16 protein-coding genes, 1 pseudogene and 1 riboswitch are annotated in these 22,273 nt (G+C 44.8%); of the genes and pseudogenes, 10 read left to right on the top strand and 7 right to left on the bottom strand.

The features are described 5' to 3' along the window. Window positions 1-57 precede the first annotated feature (57 nt). Entirely contained in the window at window positions 58-579 is a 522-nt protein-coding gene (gene ruvC / locus A3712_RS08515; RefSeq protein ID WP_063523074.1) for a crossover junction endodeoxyribonuclease RuvC, read from the bottom strand. A gap of 147 nt (window positions 580-726) precedes the next feature. Further along, entirely contained in the window at window positions 727-2,508 is a 1,782-nt protein-coding gene (gene aspS, locus A3712_RS08520) for an aspartate--tRNA ligase (protein ID WP_063523075.1), read from the bottom strand. Between the two features lie 296 nt (window positions 2,509-2,804). On the opposite strand from aspS, the gene A3712_RS08525 reads away from it, so the two are divergent. From A3712_RS08525 to A3712_RS08555, 7 genes and pseudogenes are all read left to right on the top strand, one after another. Next, on the top strand, window positions 2,805-3,710 hold the full coding sequence (locus A3712_RS08525; RefSeq protein ID WP_082856200.1) for a DUF72 domain-containing protein: 906 nt from the start codon (window positions 2,805-2,807) through the stop codon (window positions 3,708-3,710). 139 nt (window positions 3,711-3,849) lie between these two features. Continuing rightward, the gene (cmoA, locus tag A3712_RS08530; RefSeq protein ID WP_063523076.1) at window positions 3,850-4,578 is read left to right on the top strand and encodes a carboxy-S-adenosyl-L-methionine synthase CmoA; all 729 of its coding nucleotides are present in this window, start codon (window positions 3,850-3,852) and stop codon (window positions 4,576-4,578) included. A gap of 90 nt (window positions 4,579-4,668) precedes the next feature. Next, the gene (gene cmoB, locus A3712_RS08535; protein ID WP_063523077.1) at window positions 4,669-5,640 is read left to right on the top strand and encodes a tRNA 5-methoxyuridine(34)/uridine 5-oxyacetic acid(34) synthase CmoB; all 972 of its coding nucleotides are present in this window, start codon (window positions 4,669-4,671) and stop codon (window positions 5,638-5,640) included. A 239-nt stretch (window positions 5,641-5,879) separates the two neighbouring features. Next, the gene (locus tag A3712_RS08540; protein ID WP_063523078.1) at window positions 5,880-6,617 is read left to right on the top strand and encodes an ATP-dependent zinc protease family protein; all 738 of its coding nucleotides are present in this window, start codon (window positions 5,880-5,882) and stop codon (window positions 6,615-6,617) included. Between the two features lie 17 nt (window positions 6,618-6,634). Continuing rightward, window positions 6,635-8,140 carry an inactive transglutaminase family protein gene (locus A3712_RS08545; RefSeq protein ID WP_063523079.1) on the top strand — a complete coding sequence of 502 codons (1,506 nt, stop codon included), beginning with the start codon at window positions 6,635-6,637 and terminating at the stop codon, window positions 8,138-8,140. 3 nt (window positions 8,141-8,143) lie between these two features. Further along, the gene (locus A3712_RS08550) at window positions 8,144-9,124 is read left to right on the top strand and encodes an alpha-L-glutamate ligase-like protein (protein WP_063523080.1); all 981 of its coding nucleotides are present in this window, start codon (window positions 8,144-8,146) and stop codon (window positions 9,122-9,124) included. Between the two features lie 159 nt (window positions 9,125-9,283). Next, a pseudogene (locus A3712_RS08555) lies at window positions 9,284-10,410 on the top strand (transposase). A gap of 36 nt (window positions 10,411-10,446) precedes the next feature. Here A3712_RS08555 and mukB read toward each other — a convergent pair. The 4 genes from mukB to cmoM all read right to left on the bottom strand — a co-directional run bounded on the left by mukB (window position 10,447) and on the right by cmoM (window position 17,927). Then, a complete protein-coding gene (mukB, locus tag A3712_RS08560) occupies window positions 10,447-14,907 on the bottom strand; it encodes a chromosome partition protein MukB (protein WP_063523081.1) in 4,461 nt (1,486 codons plus the stop codon). After that, window positions 14,904-15,698, bottom strand: coding sequence for a chromosome partition protein MukE (mukE, locus tag A3712_RS08565; RefSeq protein WP_063523082.1), 795 nt, complete (start codon window positions 15,696-15,698; stop codon window positions 14,904-14,906). The genes mukB and mukE overlap by 4 nt, the downstream gene beginning before the upstream one ends. Beyond that, complete coding sequence (gene mukF / locus A3712_RS08570) at window positions 15,679-17,016, bottom strand: chromosome partition protein MukF (RefSeq protein WP_063523083.1); 1,338 nt, start codon at window positions 17,014-17,016, stop codon at window positions 15,679-15,681. The genes mukE and mukF overlap by 20 nt, the downstream gene beginning before the upstream one ends. Before the next feature lie 125 nt (window positions 17,017-17,141). Further along, window positions 17,142-17,927, bottom strand: coding sequence for a tRNA uridine 5-oxyacetic acid(34) methyltransferase CmoM (gene cmoM / locus A3712_RS08575; protein WP_063523084.1), 786 nt, complete (start codon window positions 17,925-17,927; stop codon window positions 17,142-17,144). 115 nt (window positions 17,928-18,042) lie between these two features. Here cmoM and elyC point away from each other — a divergent pair, with 115 nt between their 5' ends. Further along, window positions 18,043-18,897 carry an envelope biogenesis factor ElyC gene (gene elyC, locus A3712_RS08580; protein ID WP_063523085.1) on the top strand — a complete coding sequence of 285 codons (855 nt, stop codon included), beginning with the start codon at window positions 18,043-18,045 and terminating at the stop codon, window positions 18,895-18,897. Between the two features lie 102 nt (window positions 18,898-18,999). Here the strand turns inward: elyC and torR are convergent, their stop codons facing one another. Then, on the bottom strand, window positions 19,000-19,713 hold the full coding sequence (gene torR / locus A3712_RS08585) for a two-component system response regulator TorR (protein WP_063523086.1): 714 nt from the start codon (window positions 19,711-19,713) through the stop codon (window positions 19,000-19,002). 256 nt (window positions 19,714-19,969) lie between these two features. Here torR and torD point away from each other — a divergent pair, with 256 nt between their 5' ends. Both torD and purR read left to right on the top strand, forming a co-directional pair. Next, a complete protein-coding gene (torD, locus tag A3712_RS08590) occupies window positions 19,970-20,617 on the top strand; it encodes a molecular chaperone TorD (RefSeq protein WP_063523087.1) in 648 nt (215 codons plus the stop codon). Window positions 20,618-20,933: 316 nt separating this feature from the next. Further along, window positions 20,934-21,938 carry an HTH-type transcriptional repressor PurR gene (purR, locus tag A3712_RS08595; protein WP_063523088.1) on the top strand — a complete coding sequence of 335 codons (1,005 nt, stop codon included), beginning with the start codon at window positions 20,934-20,936 and terminating at the stop codon, window positions 21,936-21,938. Window positions 21,939-22,108: 170 nt separating this feature from the next. Beyond that, a riboswitch (cyclic di-GMP riboswitch) is annotated at window positions 22,109-22,194 on the top strand. Window positions 22,195-22,273: the final 79 nt, after the last annotated feature.

Genomic DNA, 22,273 nt, shown 5'->3' on the forward strand with positions numbered 1-22,273 from the left:
GGCACATAGACGTAAAAAGAGGAAGTGTATATGCTGGAAGCTAACTGGAGGAGAGAGTTAACGATAGCGCCCTTTTCTTGCACCTGTCACTTTACCTGCCAGCGCAATCAAGGTTTTGTTGGTGTTGGCGTGAGTGATCGCTACGCCTAACGCATCGGCAGCATCTGCTTGTGGTCTCGCTGGTAACTTAAGCATACTCATTACCATACTCTGAACCATAGACTTATCAGCACCACCATTACCGGTCACCGCCTGTTTAATCAAACGAGCGGCGTATTCATGAACCGGCAAATCTGCATTTACAGCGGCCACAATTGCGCTACCACGAGCCTGACCTAACTTAAGTGCCGAATCCGCATTCTTTGCCATGAAGACCTGCTCAATGGCAAATACATCCGGCTGAAACTGAGTAATGATTTCACTTACCCCAGCGTAGATCTGCTTAAGTCGGCCAGGAAGCTCTTTTTCCGAGGTACGGATACACCCACTGCCCAAGTAATGCAGATGGCGACCATTTTGACGAATTACACCGTAGCCGGTAATGCGAGAGCCGGGGTCAATCCCCAAGATAATAGACATAACTTCTAGTACTGATTATTTATACATGCTTTATCAGCTTAGTATATCGAACGATAAAAAAAATGCCCGTTAAATTAACGGGCATTTTTATTTATATAAGCAAAAGTCACTCCAATAAAGAGTCACTTAAAAGATAGAGTTCTTAGCTTATTCAGCCGACTCTTCTTTTTGTGCTGCTTTAACTGTGATTGCTAGCTCTTCCAGAGATGCTGGGTTTGCTAGGCTTGGCGCGTCTGTTAGTAGACATGCTGCAGCTGTTGTTTTCGGGAATGCAATAACGTCACGGATGTTCTCAGTACCACAAAGTAGCATTGCTAGACGGTCAAGACCGAATGCTAGACCAGCGTGTGGTGGAGTACCGTATTGAAGAGCATCTAGTAGGAAGCCAAACTTCTCTTGTTGCTCTTTCTCTTCTATACCTAGGATACCGAATACAGCCGTTTGCATCTCTGCGTTGTGAATACGTACAGAACCACCGCCAACTTCGTAGCCGTTGATTACCATGTCGTATGCGTCAGAGTTTGCCGCTGCTGGGTTTGCTTTTAGCTCTTCCGCAGTCACACCTAGTGGAGATGTGAATGGGTGGTGCATTGCGTGTAGGTTACCTTCACCGTCTTCTTCAAACATTGGGAAGTCAACAACCCACAGTGGAGCCCATGCTGATGTATCTGTTAGCTCTAGGTCTGTACCTAGTTTAAGACGAAGTGCGCCCATTGCTTCAGCAACGATGCCAGCTTTGTCTGCGCCAAACAGAATGATATCGCCAGATTCAGCTTCAGTGCGATCTAGAATACCGTTGATTACCTCTTCGCTTAGGAATTTAGCAACTGGAGATTGGATACCTTCCATGCCTGCTGCACGGTCGTTAACCTTCATCCAAGCTAGACCTTTCGCGCCGTAGATGTTGACGTACTCTGCGTAACCGTCGATTTGCTTACGAGTTAGCTTAGCACCACCTGGAACACGAATAACCGCTACACGACCTTTTTCGTCGTTAGCTGGGCCAGAGAATACTTTGAACTCAACGTCTTTAACTAGGTCAGCAACGTCAACAAGCTCTAGTGGGTTACGTAGATCTGGCTTATCAGAGCCGAAACGACGAATCGCTTCAGAGAAAGGCATTACTGGGAATTGACCTAGTTCTACATCTAGAAGCTCTTTCCACATATCGTGAACCAGCTTTTCAGTGATGTTACGTACTTCTTGAGAAGACATGAATGATGTTTCGATATCGATCTGAGTAAATTCAGGCTGACGGTCAGCACGTAAATCCTCATCACGGAAACATTTAACGATTTGGTAGTAACGGTCGAAACCAGACATCATCAGTAGTTGCTTGAACAGCTGAGGAGATTGAGGAAGCGCGTAGAAGCTGCCTTTGTGAACACGGCTTGGTACTAGGTAGTCACGGGCACCTTCTGGAGTCGCTTTAGTTAGTACTGGTGTTTCGATATCTAGGAACAGGTTCTCGTCTAGAAAACGACGAACGAAGCTAGATGCACGAGCACGAAGCTTGATGCGATCGCTCATTTCTGGACGACGAAGATCGATGTAACGGTACTTAAGACGCTGTTCTTCAGAGTTCGTTTGGTTGAAGTCTAGTGGAAGCGCTTCTGAACGGTTGATGATCTCTAGACCAGTCGCGTAAAGTTCTACTTCACCTGTAGCCATATCTTTATTTACTTGGCTGTCAGGACGAACACGCACTTCACCAGTAAATTTGATACAGAATTCATTACGCAGTTGGTTAGCGATCGAGAAGATATCTTTCATATCTGGATCGACAACAACCTGAACGATGCCTTCACGATCACGCATATCAATAAAGATAAGACCGCCTAAATCACGGCGACGGTTTACCCAGCCGCACAATTCTACAGTTTGTCCCGCCAGGGACTTGTTCAGGTTACCACAGTAATGGGTACGCATAATGAATTTCCCAATCTCTTAATAATTTACTAATTTCCAAGCTGTAGGTGTTAAAATAGCCCTACAGAGCTTTTTACCTAACAAAGCAAGGAATCATTTATACGCGGAAACTCGGTTAAAATCGACCTTCCACACTCGAATTTATTGTGTTTTATCTGGCTTTGCTGCTTTTTAGCTCATCAAACGCGCAAAGATTCACCAAAACAAAAAAATTGCGATAATTATATCTCGAAAATACCTTAATCAGCAAAAGTCTCGTACAGTAGATTTTCATTTCGATTAAAAGCAGTAATGTGATGACTAATGATGCAAAAACGATGGACACTTTACCTCTAAGACTTGGATTAACCATGTGGTCTCATTCTGAGTGGCAAAGTCAGTTCTACGGTAAAGGCACCAAACCCGCAGAGCGCCTTGAAAAGTACACTCAAGTTTTCCATACCGTAGAGGGCAATACGACCTTTTACGCGACGCCGAGTATGACTACCGTGCATAACTGGAAAGCGGCAAGCCACGATGACTTCAGGTTCACCTTTAAACTGCCCAAGTTTATCACCCACCAGCAACAACTTAGACACTGCCAAGCCGAGCTCAAAGAGTTCTTAATAACGATGTCACCCCTACATGGTCGCATAGGTCAGTGGACCATACAGCTACCACACAGTTTTGAACCGAGCATGCTTCCCACTCTGCAAAAATTTTGCACTTTGTTTCCAAAGCAGATGCAGCTCGGCGTTGAAGTTCGCCATTTGGGTTTCTTTGATAAAGGCGATGCTGAAAAACGCTTTAACCAATGGCTTGTCGAAGAAGGTATTAACCGCATCATTATGGATAGCCGCCCTGTCTTTTCTGCGCTGCCAACCACAGAAGCGGTAATCGATGCGCACCAGAAAAAACCACGCGTGCCCGTTCATGCCATTGCGACGGCCAACAATCCAATGATTCGATTTATTGGTCACCCTGACCAAGCGCCAAATATCGAATTTTTCAAGCCTTGGTTTAGCAAAATTCCACAGTGGCTAAGTGAAGGCAAACAACCCTACTTAATGATCCACACCCCAGACAACAATCATGCACCAGAACTCGCAATCGCCATCTATGGGTTATTACAAAAGCAAGTATCTGAAAATACGTCACTCCTACTACCTGACCTGGAACAATTTCCAGCTCAGAAAGGCAATCATCAAATCTCGATGTTTTGAGGTTTCTTGTACATACAACAGTAATCCTTGGCAGTAATCTGAGTTTTCGTGACAGCAGTCCTATTTTTTCGTAAAATATGCCCCCTTTTATTTGGTAAGAGTTTTATACCAATAACGCTGACTGTCGAGAGAGAATGCCATGAGCAACAAAGACAACATCTTTTCCGCTCCTATTGATAAAATTGGAGACTTCACCTTTGATGCAAGGGTCGCAGAAGTATTCCCGGATATGATTCAACGCTCAGTTCCTGGCTACAGCAACATCATCTCAGCTATCGGTATGTTAGCGGAGCGTTTCGTAAAACCGCATTCAAACGTTTATGACCTAGGTTGTTCTCTTGGCGCTGCAACACTTTCCATGCGTCGTCACATCCAGCAAGAAGGCTGCACAATTTTCGCTATCGATAACTCGGAAGCGATGGTTGAGCGCTGCAAATTACACGTGAACGCTTACCGCAGTGACACGCCTGTAGAAGTGATCGAAGCCGATATCCGCGAAGTCGAAATCAAAGATGCTTCGGTCGTGGTGCTTAACTTCACGCTGCAGTTCCTATCGCCAGACGACCGCTATGCTTTACTTGAGAAAATTCATGCCGGCCTGCGCCCAGGCGGAATTCTAATCTTGTCTGAGAAATACGTATTCGAAGATGAAAGTTCGAACGAACTGCTTATCGATCTGCACCATGATTTCAAAAGGGCCAACGGATACAGCGAACTTGAAGTAAGCCAAAAACGCAGCGCGATTGAAAACGTGATGCGCCCAGACTCTATCCCAGTGCACAGAGAGCGCTTTGATAAGATTGGCTTCTCAAGCAGCGAAGTATGGTTCCAATGCTTTAACTTTGGATCAATGTTCGCGATTAAGTAGCGCACAAACCCGGTTAGCTCGGACTAGAACGTCATCCTCACGGTAGTGAATGACACGATAACTTTTACACCACCAATTCAGTGAAAAACTATGTTTAATTTTGCCAATTTTTATCAACTTATTGCCCAAGATACTCGCCTACAGCCGTGGCTCAATGTTTTGCCACAGCAACTGACGGATTGGCAAAATGCAGAGCACGGTGATTTCGATCGTTGGTTACGTGCGTTAAACAAGATTCCACAAGACGTACCAGATCAAGTCGACCTGAAAAATTCAGTGACGATTGGTAGTTCTACGCCATACCACACAGGTGAACTGAAAAAGCTAGAAAGCTTATTGAAGACGTTCCACCCGTGGAGAAAAGGTCCTTATACCGTTCACGACATCCATATCGATACAGAATGGCGCAGTGACTGGAAATGGGATCGTGTGCTTCCACATATTTCTCCATTGAAGAACCGCTCGGTGCTAGATGTTGGCTGTGGTAACGGCTACCACATGTGGCGCATGTTAGGTGAAGGGGCACGCTTAACTGTGGGTATTGATCCTTCTCACCTATTCTTGATTCAATTTGAAGCTATTCGTAAGTTAATGGGCAACGACCAACGTGCTCACCTTCTACCTTTAGGTATCGAACAGCTACCAAAACTTGAAGCCTATGACACGGTCTTCAGTATGGGTGTGCTGTACCACCGTCGTTCTCCACTGGATCACCTAATTCAACTGAAGGACCAATTAGTGTCTGGCGGTGAATTAGTGCTGGAGACTCTAGTGATTGAAGGCGATGAGAACGCAGTGTTAGTGCCTGTTGATCGCTACGCACAGATGAGAAATGTGTACTTCTTCCCTTCTGCTCGTGCACTGAAACGCTGGCTTGAACAAGTTGGCTTTAAAGATGTACGCATCGTGGATGAGAATGTTACGACAATTGGTGAACAGCGCACAACTGAGTGGATGACACACAACTCTCTGCCCGATTACCTGGATCCAAACGACCCAAGAAAAACTGTTGAAGGTCACCCTGCGCCGAGACGCGCTATCCTTATCGCAACCAAGCCATAAACTTAAAATTTAAAAGCCTAAATTGCGCCGTAACAAAATTTGTCTCTAAAGCTCATTTATTTTCTAAACCTGACCAAAGTTTAATAAATGAGCTATTTCAAATAGCAATAATTGTCGTAGCACCCACACTGCGACTCAATATGACCAGACTCTTACAATAGGATGCTTCACGCATCCTTTTTTGTGGGCTAAACTTCTAAATAGTCTGAACTATTATCCAATTTTTCAAAGGTTTTTTTATGTTTAAGCGATTATCGCCAATTGTGGCGGTTGGTTTGCTCTCTGGGTGTACCCTAACTAACGGTGCGGCCTACCACCAAGAAACTCTCGACGCTATTGCCCGCTCAGAGACAAACATCGCAAATAAGGTTCAAAATCTAGAACTGCAACTAAGCAATCAAAGTGATTACATTGAAAGCTTAGAAGACGAAATCACAACCCTTTCCCAACAGCTTGATGTTCACCTAAACAGCATGGAACACAAAGTGATTGAAGAGCTGGAAGAAGAGCCAGTCGCAGTTGCAGCGGCTGCTGTTGCTCCAACTTCACAGCCTACAATCCTTGGCGGCATCGAAAAAGTATCTATCGACTCTATCAAACAAAGCTTCGATGCTCGTGTTGATACAGGTGCCACAACATCCTCTTTGAATGCTGTTGATATCAAAGAATTTGAACGCAATGGCAAAGATTGGGTACGATTTCACCTAGCTGATAAATCACAAGCGACAGAAGATCAAAAATGGATTGAAGCGCCTGTTGTACGTTATGTGAAAATCCGTCAGTCTACGACCGACCAAGCAGAACGCCGAGCTGTAATCGAATTATGGGTTAAAGTTGGAAAAATCCATGAAAAAGCGCAATTTACATTGGCGGATCGCTCTCAAATGAGTCACCCTGTATTACTAGGGCGCGAATTTATCAAAGACATAGCGCTAGTAGATGTAAGTAAACAGTACGTACAAACGGAAGCCAAATAACAATAGTAGGGTAAGCTATGACGTCACGAATTCCATTTTATATCTCTATTTTCCTGCTCATTGCAGCAGGTATAACACTGAGTATGTTCAGACATACGACCTATGGTGTTCCTTGGACTCCAGGAGAAACCAGACAGGTGTGGGACATTGAAGCTCGTATCGAATTCAATGCTGTAGGCAAAGAAGCGAAGGTTTCATTAGCGGCTCCTCACACTCAGTCTAACTACACACTCATCAGCGAGTCAGCTTCATCACCAGGCTACGGTATCTCTTACTTGAATACCGACTCCGGCCGCCGCGCTGAATGGTCTATCCGCTATGCTGACGGCCCACAAACCATCTACTACAAAACTCAATTCTTAGTCGATAGCCAAGCAAAAGTTACTGAGAACCCACCAGAAGGTGAAGTTGCTCAACCAAGCTTCGACGGACCAGAAGAAGCAGCATCGATTGCTTTGATTGACCGCGCAACCAAGCGTTCAGCGGACAACCTAACCTTCACGCGTGAGCTCATCAAAACGCTGAACGATCCAGACAGCCAAAACTCAGCGCTGCTTCTGAACAACATGACCAAAGTAGAAGCGACACACAAGCTACTTTCGGCAGCAAAAATCCACAACAAAGTGGTTGGTGTAATCGAGCTAGAAGATGGTCGCCGTCGTCAATCTATTCAGAACATGATCCAAGTTTGGGATAACGATCAGTGGATTCTGTTCTCCCCTGAATCAAGCGAACAGCAAGTTCAACCAAATCTACTTATCTGGGACGAGTCGAACGTATCTCTATTAGATGTTGTTGGTGGTCAAAACAGTAAAGTTCACTTCTCGATGATTGCTCAAGACATTACGCCTACTGAAGCAACCAATAGCAAAGTCTCTGCAGACCAATTATTGAACCTATCGATTCACAGCCTACCGCTAGAAGAGCAAGCGATGTTTAAAACCATCATGCTAATCCCAATCGGTGCTCTGATAGTTGTGTTCTTACGTGTCATCATCGGATTGAAAACATCTGGTACCTTTATGCCAGTTCTGATTGCAGTAGCCTTTGTTCAAACACAACTGGTTACGGGTATTGTTGGTTTCTTACTGATTGTCGGCACAGGCCTTATTATTCGTAGCTACTTATCCAAGCTTAACCTCTTACTGGTTGCCAGGATATCTGCGGTGATTATAACGGTAATCATGATTATTTCCGTGTTTACCGTAGTTGCTTTCAAAGTGGGTCTGACTGAAGGTCTTTCTATTACGTTCTTCCCAATGATCATCCTATCTTGGACTATCGAACGCATGTCTATCCTATGGGAAGAAGAAGGCGCGAAAGAAGTGGTTCTTCAAGGTGGTGGCTCACTATTGACTGCCGTACTTGTTTACTTAGCAATGACTAACCCGTTCATTCAACACCTAACATTTAACTTTATCGGTCTACAACTGATTGTCCTAGGTGGTATTTTACTACTAGGCACTTACACTGGTTACCGCTTAACTGAGCTACGTCGCTTTAAACCGTTAGCGGAGGATTAAGTTATGTTTGAACAGTTTACTTCGCCGTTTAAGTTGAAAGACAAAGGCATTATGGGGATGAACAAGCGTAACCATAGCTATATTGGTCGCTACAATGATCGCTCCAAATATCCGTTAGTAGATGACAAGCTAAAGACTAAAATCATTGCTGAACAAGCAGGTGCGACAGTACCTAAACTTATCGGCGTGATCAGTCACCAAGCTGAAGTAAAGACAATCCACAAAATGGTTAAAGAATGGCCGGGTTTTGTAATCAAGCCAGCTCAAGGAAGTGGGGGTAAGGGCATCCTTGTTATCACCTCACACAAGGACGGCGTTTACACTAAGCCTTCTGGCTCTACCATTAACGAACAAGACGTAGAGCGTCACATCAGTAATGCACTAGCGGGACTATTCTCGCTAGGTGGTAAGAACGACGTTGCCGTTGTAGAAAACCTGATTAAGTTTGACGAATGTTTTGACGGTTTCAGTTATGAAGGTGTACCAGACGTGCGTATCATCGTATTCAAAGGCTACCCTGTCATGGCGATGATGCGTCTTTCAACGTCAGCTTCTGATGGCAAGGCTAACCTTCACCAAGGTGCCGTGGGTGTAGGTATCGACATCGCAACAGGCAAAGCCGTGCGAGCAGTTCAGTTTGACCAACCGGTGACGCACCACCCAGATACAGGTAAAGAACTGGCACTGCTGCAAGTTCCTCATTGGAAAAAGCTGCTGACTCTTGCATCGAGCGCTTGGGAAATGACTGGCTTAGGTTACATGGGTACGGATATGGTTCTAGACCAAGAAGAAGGCCCAATGGTACTTGAGCTTAACGCACGTCCAGGTTTGGCTATCCAAATTGCCAACGGCGCAGGTCTACTTCCTAGATTACAGCATATAGAAAACCTTGGTACACCCGCTGAATACCCAAAACCTGCAGAACGTGTTGCTTACGCTGCGAAACAATTTGGTGTTCATAGTAATGAGATTGTTTCAAGCTAAGTCTAGAACTGAACAGAGAAATCTATCAGTTGCTAACTCAATAATTGCCAAGCTCAATAAAAAAGGTTCATCGCGGATTAACGGGAACTAAAAACAAAAACGGTAGTAAGTGATATGGTTTAGTCGCCAAACAAAAATCATACACAAACTACCGTTTTAATGCCGAATCATACTTTCCTATCTTCATTCTGGAAAGCTCTTAAACTAGTAAAGTCTCACCAGACATCCTCACTTATTACCCTAACTCTTAAACCTAACTCTGAGGCGAAATGCTCTTGTGGTCTCGAGGCCCAGGCTATCCATGAGTATTGATGGCGTCATGTAAAAGAAGCCATGTTGCTCGGTGTTCCTGTTGAACTTTCCGTGCAAACTCGAAGGATTAAGTGCCGTGAATGCGGCATAAAAACAGAGGCTTTATCTTGGTTGGAGCCTTATGCTCGTATAACGAAGCGCCTAAAAAGCCATATAGAACAACTACTGCCTCTTCTTCCCATCAAGCATATATCCGAGTTAACGAGCGTTCATTGGCACATCATTAAAGAGATAGATAAACGTCGACTTCGCCAAGTTGTACCTTCAGTGAAATTGGAGAAGTTAACGCAACTCGTCATGGACGAGTTCGCCATCTTTAAAGGGCATCGATATGCCACTGTCATCGCTGACGCTAAGACTCACCAAGTCATTTGGATAGGGTTAGGTCGTAGCCGCAAGGACATACGTCCATTCTTGATCTGTTAGGTAAGCATAGCAGCAATATCGAAGCGGTCGCGATGGACATGAATACGCCTTTTGACCTTGAAGTTCAAGCGCACTGCCCGATCGCAAAAATCGTTTACGACTTATCCCACGTTGTTGCTAAGTTCGCTCGTGAGGTGATGGATAGAGGCAACTTAAATACACGACAAGACAGCTATCCTACTGAAATATCGAATATCAATAAGGACTTAATGACCACTTATATACTCGGAGCACAGCTCAAAGAGCTTTGGTATTGTGAATCAGAAGCACATGCTAAAGGGCTCTGGGAGGCGTGGTGGGCACAAGTACAGGAGAATGGAATTAAGCCATTGAAAGAGTTCACACGAAAACTGAGTCCTTATCTTCACGGCATTAAAGCATCGGCAAGTTATCCGCTTAACACATGCACATTGGAAGGGATAAACAACAAGATAAAGCTAATCAAGCGAATGGGATATGGGTATCGAGATACAGACTACTTCTTCTTGAAGATAAAAGCGGCTTTCCCCCGGAAAGCCGCGATGAGCCATAAAAAGCCCCTACGATGAGGGGCTTTGAATTAGTAGGAACAGGTCAGCCTGTGCTTATTGTCCAGTTTCTTCGATGAGCTCTTGAACAGGAGAAGCTGGCTTATTCTGAGCAAATCCACGCAGACCAACAACGTGTACGTGTTCGTGATCTTTGAAGACCTTACGTACCAGTTTGTAGGTTGTACCCTTCTCTGGGCTGATGTTCTCTGGCGCTGCAATCAGAAGCTGCATACCGAGACGGTCACACAGTTCAAACAGTGTAGAGATAGACTTCGCATCCAGACGTGCTGCTTCATCAAGGAACAACAAGCGACATGGAACAATGTCTTTGCTACGAAGTCGACGAGATTCTTCTTCCCAGCTCTGAACCACCATCAGTAGGATAGATTGACCAGTACCAATCGCCTCACCGGTAGACAGCGCGCCCGATTCCGCTTGTAGCCAACCATCAGAACCACGGTTAACTTCAACACTTAGTTCTAGGTAGTTACGGTAATCCAGTAGCTCTTCACCCAGAACTTGCGGAGAACGTTGGCCCATATCGATGTGTGGGTTCACACGTTGGAACAACTTCGCCATCGCTTCTGAGAAGGTGAAACGGGTCGTTTCGAACAGGTCTTTGTGCTGCTCTTGTTGAGTCGCTAGGCCCGATAGCAAGATTTCGTGGCTTTCACGGATCTTAACGTTCAGACGTACGCCCTTAACCTGACCAAAGTAAATGTTTGACAGACCTTGGTTTAGCATACGAATACGGTTCTGCTCGCGCTGAATCGTCTTCTTAATAATACTTGCTACCGACTCAGAGCTGATTGCTAAACGGTTTTCACGCTGCGTCAGTTCTTCTGTTAATCGAGCTAGCTCAACTTCCATCTCTTCAATTGCTTCAACCGGATCATCCGTATGAATGATGTCTTGGCGAATGCGCTCACGAAGATGTTGGTAAACCGCGATGTAGAACAGAACCTTACGTTCTGGATGCGCGTTATCTTCAGATAGGCGCAGTGAATCGCGTAAGTCTTCGTTGTCAGCCACAGCCAGACGCAGTGCACCCAGTGATTTGTCCGACATTGAACGAAGTTCACCAGCCGTTAGGTAAGCCAGTTCACGCTTGTGTAGACGACGTTCAACGTCATTCTCACGAGCTAAACGCAATACTGAACACCAACCTGCTTTTGCTGCAACCACGAAGGTACGAAGCTCTGTGTATTCTTTCTGTACTTTCTTAATACGCTTAGCCAATGCTTTCATCTCAAGTTCAGTTGAGGTAATCGTGCGTTCGTATTCGCTCTTGCGACTGCGAGAAGTATGCAGACGCTCTTGAAGTTCATCACGACGACGAACCGCGCGCTCTTCAGCACCTTCATCAGCGTTAACTCCGAACTCTTGAAGTTCTTGTTTGAACTCTTGAACAGTCTCTTGCTTCGCTTGATGCGAGCTCTTCAGCGCTGCCAGTACTTGGTTGTACTGGTTCATCTGTTCGCGAGCTTGCTTCAAGCCATCACGGCCTTTCGCACGAGCTTGTTCTGCTTGAACCAGTTTTGCTTTCAGTTGCTCACTCAATTCACTACTCTTGTTAAGCAGGTCAACTGAGTCTGCGTAAGCAAAGTAGTGACGGCGTTCAATCAGATCAGACAATGCGAACACTTTGCCTTTTAGCGTTTGCAGCGCGTTGTCCGCTTGACGGTACTCAGCTTCCAAAGCTACAAATTGCTCTGGGTCAGCGTCTAGTGCAGAAACGATTTGCTCTAGTGACGCAAGTGCTTTGCCATGAGTGTTCAGGTAAGACTTAGCTTCACTCAGACGTTCTAGTTGTACTTCTAGCTCAGCCAAACGTTCAGCTAATGTTTCGTCTTCTAGAATACGAACCATAGGCGCTAACTTATCAAGCGCAGCAATCGCCTGTTTACTTTGTTGAAGCTTGCTACGTTGTTGTTGCTCTTTCGAATCCAGTTCAACTAACGAGCGCACTACTCGGTTACGTTTCTCACGAACGACTGCAAGTGCTTGCTCTGGATCTGCATTAAACGCAACGTGTAGGTGCTTCGCGACAAAGCTGTTGAATGCTTGGTATAGACGATTCAGCTTTTGAGAGTCAAACGCAGCTTTCGCGTGATTCTCAACAACCACATCGCGCTCTTCACGCAGTTTCTCTAAACGCTGCTCACGAGCCGCACGACCAAACAGTGGGATCTCAGGAAAACGAGAGTAACGCATTTGACGATCGTTCAGTTGAACACACACCGCGCCTTCTAACTCATCGGCATTGAACGAGCTGTCATCAAACGCGTCTACATCGCCTTCAAGGATGTAAAGGTCTTCAGGGCAGTCATCAAGATCAATCAGCTTCTCTTTGATGCCATCAAGATCAGAAACCACAATCGCATGACGAGCCGGGCCATACATCGCACTGAAGTATGGTGCATCGCCAATTGTGATGTCGTCGTAGATTTCAGAAAGCAGCACACCACCAAGGGTGTCAGCTAAGCCCTTCAAACGAGGATCGTTAGAACCACCAGGTGACGCTAAACGCTCGATCTCTTGCTCAAGTTCAGCTCTACGCGTTGCCAGTTGATCTTTAGCCACCGCTTGAGATTTTTCATCTTCAAGCACTTGCTGCATTTGTGTCATCACAGCTTGGCTATCTTCAAGCTCAGCTTCGGTTTGATCTCTTAACGATTCAAGCGCATCGTTTGCTGTGATCCACTTAGGAGCAATTGACTCAAGCTTTTGAATCTCTTGATCGTGGTTTTGCTGAACACGACGTTGTTCACTCTTCGCTTCACGCAGCTCTTCTTGAGCATACTCAAGCGTTTCGATCTGCATTGCATGACGCTCGCGTTCTTCTTCGAAAACCGCCTCGTCAGTCAGTGAAGTATTGTGTTGCTTTTGGTATTCAGTCGCCAGCTCTTTCGCTTGACGTTGCTGCGCCACATCACGAGCCATATCGCGGTGCTGAGCACGCCATTGCTGTTCGTTTTCTACAACGTGTTTAGCGTTGCGGCCTTTTTCTAGAGCTTGCTTAGCGCTATGAGACGCTTCTTTACGCTCAACGTCACCAACAATGCTCTTAACCAAAGACAATGCTTTGTCGAACTGTGCTGAAGCTGCAGAAGACATATCTAGTTTATGCTTCGTTGCCAGTAGAGTCTGTGTGCTTGATTCTTCTTGTGCTTTCAGCTCAGAAACTAGAGTTAACGCACTTTCTGCAGTAATCGATTCATCACCCAGCAACTGCTTGGTTTTCTCTAGTGCATGAACCGCTTGCTGGTATTGAAGTGCGCGTGTCTGCTGAACATCCAACGCTTGTTGGTAATCAGCAAGCTGAGTTTTCAAGCTATCCACTTCTTCTTCAGCGATAGTTGCATACTCTTCAGCAAGAAGTACTCGCTCTTGAGCTTCCTCAACCACCATCATCTGCTCTTCTAGACGCTCATTAAGCTCTTCTAGATCTTCGCTGTAGCGAGCAATTTTCTCTTGCTGACGAAGTGCAGTTTGAACCAATTGAAGGTGATCCGAAGCCGCTTGGTAGTCTTGCTCTAAAGACGACTCTTGATCCACCAGCAACTCAAGCTCTTCTTGCACTCGATTCAACAGGTTGTTTTGCTCAAGTAAAGTTTCACGCGAACCAAACAGCTCACCACGGAACTTCATAGTTTGATCAAGCTTGTTACGACGATCGTTCGCATGGCGCATGTAGTCTGCTGCCACGTAGTTGGTCGATTCAGTGATCAAATGCTTGAACAAGTCACGATCCGACTGAGTTGTCTTGATCGCTTCTAGCGTCATGCGGTTCTCACGCAGTGCTGATTCCATATCTTGGAATGCTTTCTTCACACCACCATTTTGCGGTAGAAGGTAATCACGCAGAGAACGTGTAATCGCACTGGAGATACCACCGTAAAGTGATGCCTCAATCAGACGGTAGAACTTAGAACGGTCACCGCTATTACGTAGTTTCTTCGGTACCACACCGTATTCGAACATCTGTGAGTGGTAATCCACAATCGAAGAGAACGCTTTAAAATGTGCACCTTCATATTGTGCAACTGCAGCTTTCACATCATTTAGCTGGCATACACGTGCGTGGCTGTCTGAAACGTTCTGGATAAGCACGTCTGTTGGTTTCACATGGCTAGGAAGGCCTTGGATAACGAACGGCTTGATGTCTACTTTCTTGTCACGACCAGCAACTTGCTGCAGTTTTACTGCAAACAGTAGGCGTTGGTTACGAGAGTTCACCACATCTAGCGCTGCATAACATGCGCCTGGCTGAAGCTTACCGTAAAGGCCTTTATCACGAGATGACTGTGAGCTACCCGCTTCCGTGGTGTTACGGAAGTGCAGAAGGCTTTGATCTGGGATAAGTGCTGTAATGAATGCCGCCATGGTGGTCGACTTGCCTGCACCGTTACCGCCAGAAAGCGTTGTAACCAATCCATCGATATCAAAAGTACGTGCGAAGAAGCCGTTCCAGTTGACCATGGTTAATGATTGATACTTACCTCTTTCAATCATGCTTCACCTTCTACTTTTGTTTGTTCGCCGTCGTTTGACTCAAGGTCAAAGTCAGCTTGATCGTTAAAAATATCTTGTTGAGCGTTTTCATCTACATCTGATGCAGTTTTGGCTTTCTCTTCATTCAACAAGCTACCTTGGTTAGGCTCTTGAGTATGCACCACAGCCTCACCATCACGGATAAGACGCAGTTGAGCTTCTTTCATGTCATCGCCAACACGTACGTCCGCACCAAAACGGAATACCGCTTCGCTGATACGGAATTTGCCTGTTTCGCCAATCGCAATCAACATGCCGATACGACGTAAACGACGCAAAGAAGTACGCACTTTTTCAAACAGTTTTTCTTTGTCTAAGTCAGAGCCAGATGCACGGTTTGTTGCTAGCTTCATGAGTTTTTTCTCATCAGCTAGTGCCATTAGCTCTTCAAACAACTCTTGATTAGTGAAAATACCTTCGTGAGCCAAACGTTCTGGACTCAGATATAAGAAACACAATACCTTACCAACAAGCATGTCTAACTCAGACAACACACTACGGCCGATCAAAGACGTAGAACGTGGACGCAGATAGAAAAAACCTTCCGGTGCTTTCACAAGTTCTGTGTTGTAGCGTTGGTAGAAATGCTGAAGCTCAACTTCAAAGTCAGAAAGTAACGCGTGGTTATCTAGGTCTTCTGTTGAAATATGCTTACCTGAACGCAGCATACTGTCTAGCGCAGGGAACAGTGGGTTCGCTATCGCTTTTACCAGTTTCTCTGGCATGTAATCATCAGTACTTGTTAATGACATTGGCTTGTACCTTTGCACCGAAATCGTTGATTGCCTGCCAATCTGGCTGAATAGCCTGATAGTCAGACTGTGAGTAACCTAAGCGCACCGCTTGGTCGACAACAATTCTGGCTAAATCAAAATGGTGTGTGCGAGGGTGCTCAGCGAGATAATCGCGTAACACAAGGCCAAGATCGATTGGCGCACCTTGCTGTTTGTGAGCTTTCAACATATCTGCGATTTTTTCAGACAGCAGATCGTTCACTTGCTCAAATTCTTCATACTCTACGTCGAGTGGTGCTTGTCCCGTTACTTCGTCATCACGAAGCACAAGAGCTTCATCACGAAGGTCGGTTAGTTTTTCAGCGTCGGCATACGTCAGTAGCCAAGGCGCATCAAAGTATTCAGTCACAGATTGACGTAGGCGTTGGCTGAAGGCACGGTTCTTATCCATATCAATCGCGGTACGGATAAACTTATGAACGTGACGGTCATAGCCGATCCACAGATCAATCGCTTGTTGGCCCCAGCTTGTAATTCGGTCGAGCTTCATTTGCAGACCAAACAGGGTTTCGCCAATAAACTCAAGTTCGTCGTCACCGTAAACTATTTCTTGGATATCGAGGATCTGCGTTTGCAGTTCATCACCTGCCGCTTGCAAGGTATCTTGCAACTCTTTTAGCGTGGCAGAGGTTTCTGACAGCAAGACTTCACAGTTGTTGATCGCTTCACGCCAATCTTTATTAAGAAGGTCGGCAATCTGTTGTTTTACAGTCTGTTGTTGCTCATCCATAACACGTTGGTTAAGATCAATCTGATCGAAAATTTCACCAACAGAATACTTGAGCACGCCGTAAACGTTCTTTCTCCAATGCCCTGGCGTTCCACCTTTTTGGGCAGCTTCAATGGCTTTTGCCATTTCGTCCGCAACCATTGAAAGTTGGATAGACAGTTTTAATTTAGAGAACTGACGGTGACGTAAATAATAATCTGAGATACCAATAGCCAACGGGGACAAGCGGTAGATGCTTGCGCCATCGGTAATTTCGCTGGTAAAGCGGCTAATCAACTTCTGTTTAACCAACTCATTGATTGCGTTATTAGCGCGAAACGCTGACGCTTCACCAGTATCTTCAAACAGTCGAGTGACAATAGTAAATGCATCATGCAGTTCACCCTCGTCCAACTCTTCATCGAACCTTTCATTGCTTAATACTGCGATAGCAATCAAAAATGCTAAGCGCTCTGGCGGCAAATTTAATGAAAAATCGTGCTGCTTGACCCAGCCCACCAACTCATCAATTGGCTGCTCTTCGGCAGTTTGAGTCATTTCACTCATTGTGGTTCCTGTTACTGTTCTTCGTCATATCGCATACGTTTGATATGACGCCTATTTCTTTATAACGCGGGCTTGTTACGATTGCATAGCGCATATTGTGGCTTCTTTTACCACATTCATCACTGTTATTGCGCAGGTTTTTGAGCCCAAACGTGAATATAACGGCCTAGTGACAGATATGGCTCTTGGCGGCATAGCTGCTTTTCTAGTTCCAATACATCTTCAAATTGGTAATCGCCCATGTACTCCATATTTCCTATGTAGTCACTGAAGGAGCGAATGCCAGATTTACCACAGATTTCTAGACCAGCGTCTTCTATCCATTGGAAAACCTCTTCAGGCCTCAAGCCTTTTTGTGGTTGCAGCTTAAACCGTTTTCGATGTGGCATCCCATTCAATACATGAGGAATGTTGCCACAAATCACATTTTTCAGGACTAATCCGTGGTGGTTATAAAACATTATCGAGGCAACACCACCTGGTTTAACTTGTTCAAGTAGCAAATCGAGTGCTTCTTTAGGGTCGGCTAGCCACTCCATAACAGCATGAAACATCACAAAATCGACTTTATCGTCGAGATGCTCTGCCACTTTTTGTACTGGAGAATGAATAAACTGATATTGCTCTGACAGCCCCGCTTCGGTGATCCCTTCTTGAGCCAGCTTTAGCATCTCAGAAGAGAGATCACATAGAAAAACCTTATGACCAAGTGCCGCAATTTTTTGCGACATCTGTGCCAACCCGCCCCCGGCATCAAGCACATGCAGTGGAGAAGCAGAATCTTCAAACTTGCTCAAAGCTTGTTCTAAATCTTCCCATACGATGATCTGACGGATCTCTCCTTTGTCGGAGCCGTAAATATTTTTTGCAAATTTGTGGGCAATATCGTCGAAATTACGGTCTTCAGTCACAGCTACTTGAGTTATTATGTCCTATCGTGCCTGCTATTCTGTCACAGGAATTTCAGGAATAAAGAGGCGATGTCTCTTTTTACTACTAAGTGATGTTTTTTCGGACTATTCGGATATGTTTGAGCTGAAAAAAGTAGTGTCTTCATTACTGATGCCACTACCAGCAATGTTAATTCTCGCATTTCTGGGCTTAGCCCTAGTGATGTTTACTACTAAAAGAAAGACTGGTTGCTTAATTACCCTCTCTGCCCTCTGTGGTATCTTCCTAATCGCTTTCCAACCAGTTTCTAGTCAACTTTTAATGCCAATGGAGAGGCAGCACACTGCATTTTTACCGGTCGATGAGACTGTCGATTACGTGATGGTTCTTGGTAGCGGACACGTTGTTGATGACCAGATCCCACCAACATCTGAACTGAGCCGTACAGGCTTGATGCGTTTAAGTGAAGGGATTCGTATTTTACGTCTCTACCCTGGCGCTAAACTGATTTTGTCTGGCTACGGTGCTGGTACAGAGGTCAGTAACGCAAGAATGATGGCTAAGGTAGCCCTAGCACTTGGAGTGTCAAAACCTGACATCATTTTGCTGGAAACAGCTAAAGATACCTGGGAAGAAGCTCGCCAAGCAGCAGCGTTCGTGAAAAACAAGAAAATGGTGTTAGTGACTTCAGCAAGCCACATGGCCCGAGCTCTTAACGAATTTAATGCAGCCGGTATGAAACCATTGCCAGCGCCAACCAACTACCTTGCTCAAGACGGCATAGTAGAGCCTTGGAACAAATATATGCCTAAAGCGATTTATCTTGAACAGACTGAGCGTTATTGGTACGAGACAATGGGATTAGTTTGGCAAAGCCTACGCGACTGGTTAGACACTAGTAACGATGTTGCTGAGGACCCAATCGTAATACCTGAAGCTTCTAACTTAGCTGAAAACGACAACGCCGTTTCGGCAGCGCAGGCCAAATAAGCACAGAGCCGCAACTAACTCACAAATAAAAAAGCCGAGACATCGTTGATGTCTCGGCTTTTTAAGATTCAATACTTTAGCGGACTAGTACGCCCCGAAGAATTAGTCACCAGCAAACATGTAACCCTCACCGTGCACCGTCACAAAAATTTGTGGGTTCTTAGGGTCAAACTCCATTTTTGCACGCATACGACGGATCAGTACATCAATAGTACGGTCATTCGGCGCGTCAACACGGTGGCTAATCATATTAAGAATACGTTCGCGGCTTAGTACCTGATTAGGGTAAGAAGACAGTGCAACCAATAGTTCATATTCAGCTTTCGTCAGTTTTACCGGCTCGCCGTTTTTGCTTAACGCACGACGAGGGATATCAAATGTCCACTCACCAAAACGAACCACTGACTCATCTTGTGACTCTTCAGCCTCACCTGCTGCCGTTTTACGAGCAGCAGAAATACGCCAAAGTAGATTTTTAACTCGAACTAATAACTCGCGAAGTTCGAAAGGTTTAGTAACGTAATCGTCAGCGCCCATTTCAAGGCCAACAATTTTGTCGATGCTATCCGTGCGTCCAGTAACTAAAATAATTCCAATGTCAGATTGACTGCGTAATTCGCGAGTTAGCATCAATCCATCTTCACCTGGTAAGTTGATGTCCAGCATAATGAGGTCAACGTTGTTTTCTTCTAACACACTTCTCATTTGAGCACCGCTCTCGGCCTCGCTAACTGTGTAACCTTCGTTCTGGAAATAACCAACCAGTTTACTACGGGTCACCACATCATCTTCTACGACTAATACGTGATAGCTCATCTACACCACTTTTCTTATTTAATAGTTTCGGTGACTATTCTATTCATAACTAGTAACAATTCTAGTGGTACTGAAGATAAATGCCAGAAACATGGATTTTTTTTGATACAAGACAATCTTAAACCTTGCTATTTATCGTCTAGCACAATTCAATATAGGCATTACTACTAACGAGTAACTTTGCATTTCGCAAATAACCTCGTCATCAGCCTTGGTGTGCGAAAAGACACCACAAGACTAAATCAGGATCTATGTAATGAAAGATACGAAAGCGTTCAACGAGCAAAGAGCAGAAATTTACTGGTGGCTATCAAGCTTATTCACCAAAGAGCTCACTCAAGACGAACTTGACCACTACCATTCTGTTGAAATTCGTTCTTTCTTAACTAGTTTAGGCCAAAATGAAACTCTAAAGCCTGCTATTGATAAGTTGGTTGATGCACTGAACCGCCTACAAACTCGCGAAGATGCACAACTAGAACTGTCTGCTGACTTTTGCGACCTTTTCCTAAAGACGGATAAGCATGGCGCCCTTCCTTATGCCTCAATGTACATCGGTGAAACTGGCCTACTAAACGGTAAGCCAGCGAAAGAGATAGAAGAGATCATGGCTGAGCACAACCTAGTGGTTAACCAAGATCTTAAAGAACCAGCAGACCACATCGCTATCGAGCTCGACTTCTTAGGTAACTTAATCATTCGTTCCAATGAAACAGAATCAGGAGAAGAATTAGAAAAGTCGTTCGAAGTTCAGCAACAATTTATCGAACAACAGATATTAACTTGGATCCCGAAATTCAACGTTAAGTGTCACGATGTTGATGAATTCGGTTTCTACGCTGCAGTCTCCTCTCTGCTAATGGCTTTCTGTCAATTAGATGCTCAATATTTAGCTGGTGAATAAGCTTAATTGATGACTAGGTAAATAAATTCCGTAGAATGTGACAATTCACCCGGATTTCTGGGTGAATTGTATTGCGAGTATTTTCTAGTCAGTCTAGAATTGTGACCGCAAACGATAAAATATGAAACATTCACGAAATGCTATGCTTATTAAGTTCAGAGCATTTCGGTGTTAAAACAAGCCGCTCACTAGCGGTTTTTTGTTTTTTAACACTTTAGTACCCAAAGAGCCCTACAAATTTAAGCTCTTAGTTAGGTAGCTTAACGGCTACTTCACTCCGTACTTTGGGGAAAGTAGCTTCTAATAGGATAAAACCATGGCCACTATAAAAGATGTCGCTCGCTTAGCAGGCGTATCAACCACAACCGTTTCTCACGTAATCAACAAAACACGTTTTGTTGCAGAAGCGACTCAAGAAAAAGTAAATAAAGCGGTAGACGAATTAAACTATGCACCAAGTGCTGTTGCTCGCAGTTTGAAGTGTAATTCAACACGAACCATCGGCATGCTAGTGACTCAATCAACAAACCTATTCTTCTCTGAAGTTATCGATGGTGTTGAGAGCTACTGCTACCGTCAAGGCTACACTTTGATCCTGTGTAACACTGGTGGTATCTATGAGAAGCAACGTGACTACATTCGAATGCTTGCAGAGAAACGTGTAGATGGCATATTAGTTATGTGTTCAGACCTAACGGAAGAACTGAGAGAGATGTTAGATCGTCATGCTGACATCCCTAAAGTAATCATGGACTGGGGCCCAGAGAGTTCTCAAGCAGATAAAATCATTGATAACTCCGAAGAAGGCGGCTATCTAGCGACCAAATACCTAATCGATCGCGGTCACTCAAAGATTGCTTGTTTAAGTGGCCACTTAGACAAAGCAGCATGTGTTGAACGTATCGCCGGTTACCAGCGCGCTCTAGAAGAAGCAAACATCACCGCAAGTGACGACATGATCATCGAAGGAAACTTTGAGTGCGATACTGCTGTACTTGCCGCAGACAAAATTGTTGAGATGAAAGAGCGCCCTACGGCAGTATTCTGCTTTAACGATACAATGGCGCTCGGCTTAATGAGTCGCTTGCAGCAGAAAGGTATCCGTATCCCAGAAGATATCTCTATCATTGGCTACGATAACATCGAATTGGCAGAGTACTTCTCTCCACCATTAACTACCGTTCACCAACCGAAGCGTCGTGTCGGTAAGAACGCCTTCGAAATTCTGCTTGAGCGCATTAAAGACAAAGACCATGAAAAACGCGTCTTCGAAATGCACCCAGAAATTGTTGAGCGTAGTACAGTTAAAACGTTAAATTAACTGATAAATTGAGTTTATTTTCATCAAGCGCACCTTTTGGTGCGCTTTTTTTTATCAGTAGCAAAATGAGCCCAGTTTCATACAATAAAGATCATTAATTGAAGCAACATCACACTTCGGAGTAACAAGTGTGAGCCTCATTCAACAAAAACTTTATTCTATTCAATCAGTCACGCACAGGGCAAATCACTTGAAAAGGTGAGACGCAAAGCTTCCGGCCTAAACCACTCGTTGGTATGGTAGCGGGGTTACCGATGGCAAAATGCAGTAACTACTAATAACTTAGTAATTTACGGCTTATTGACAATGTAATTGCAACATTTTGCTAATCTCTC

This window comes from Vibrio sp. HI00D65 (assembly GCF_001635455.1).
GTDB lineage: Bacteria > Pseudomonadota > Gammaproteobacteria > Enterobacterales > Vibrionaceae > Vibrio.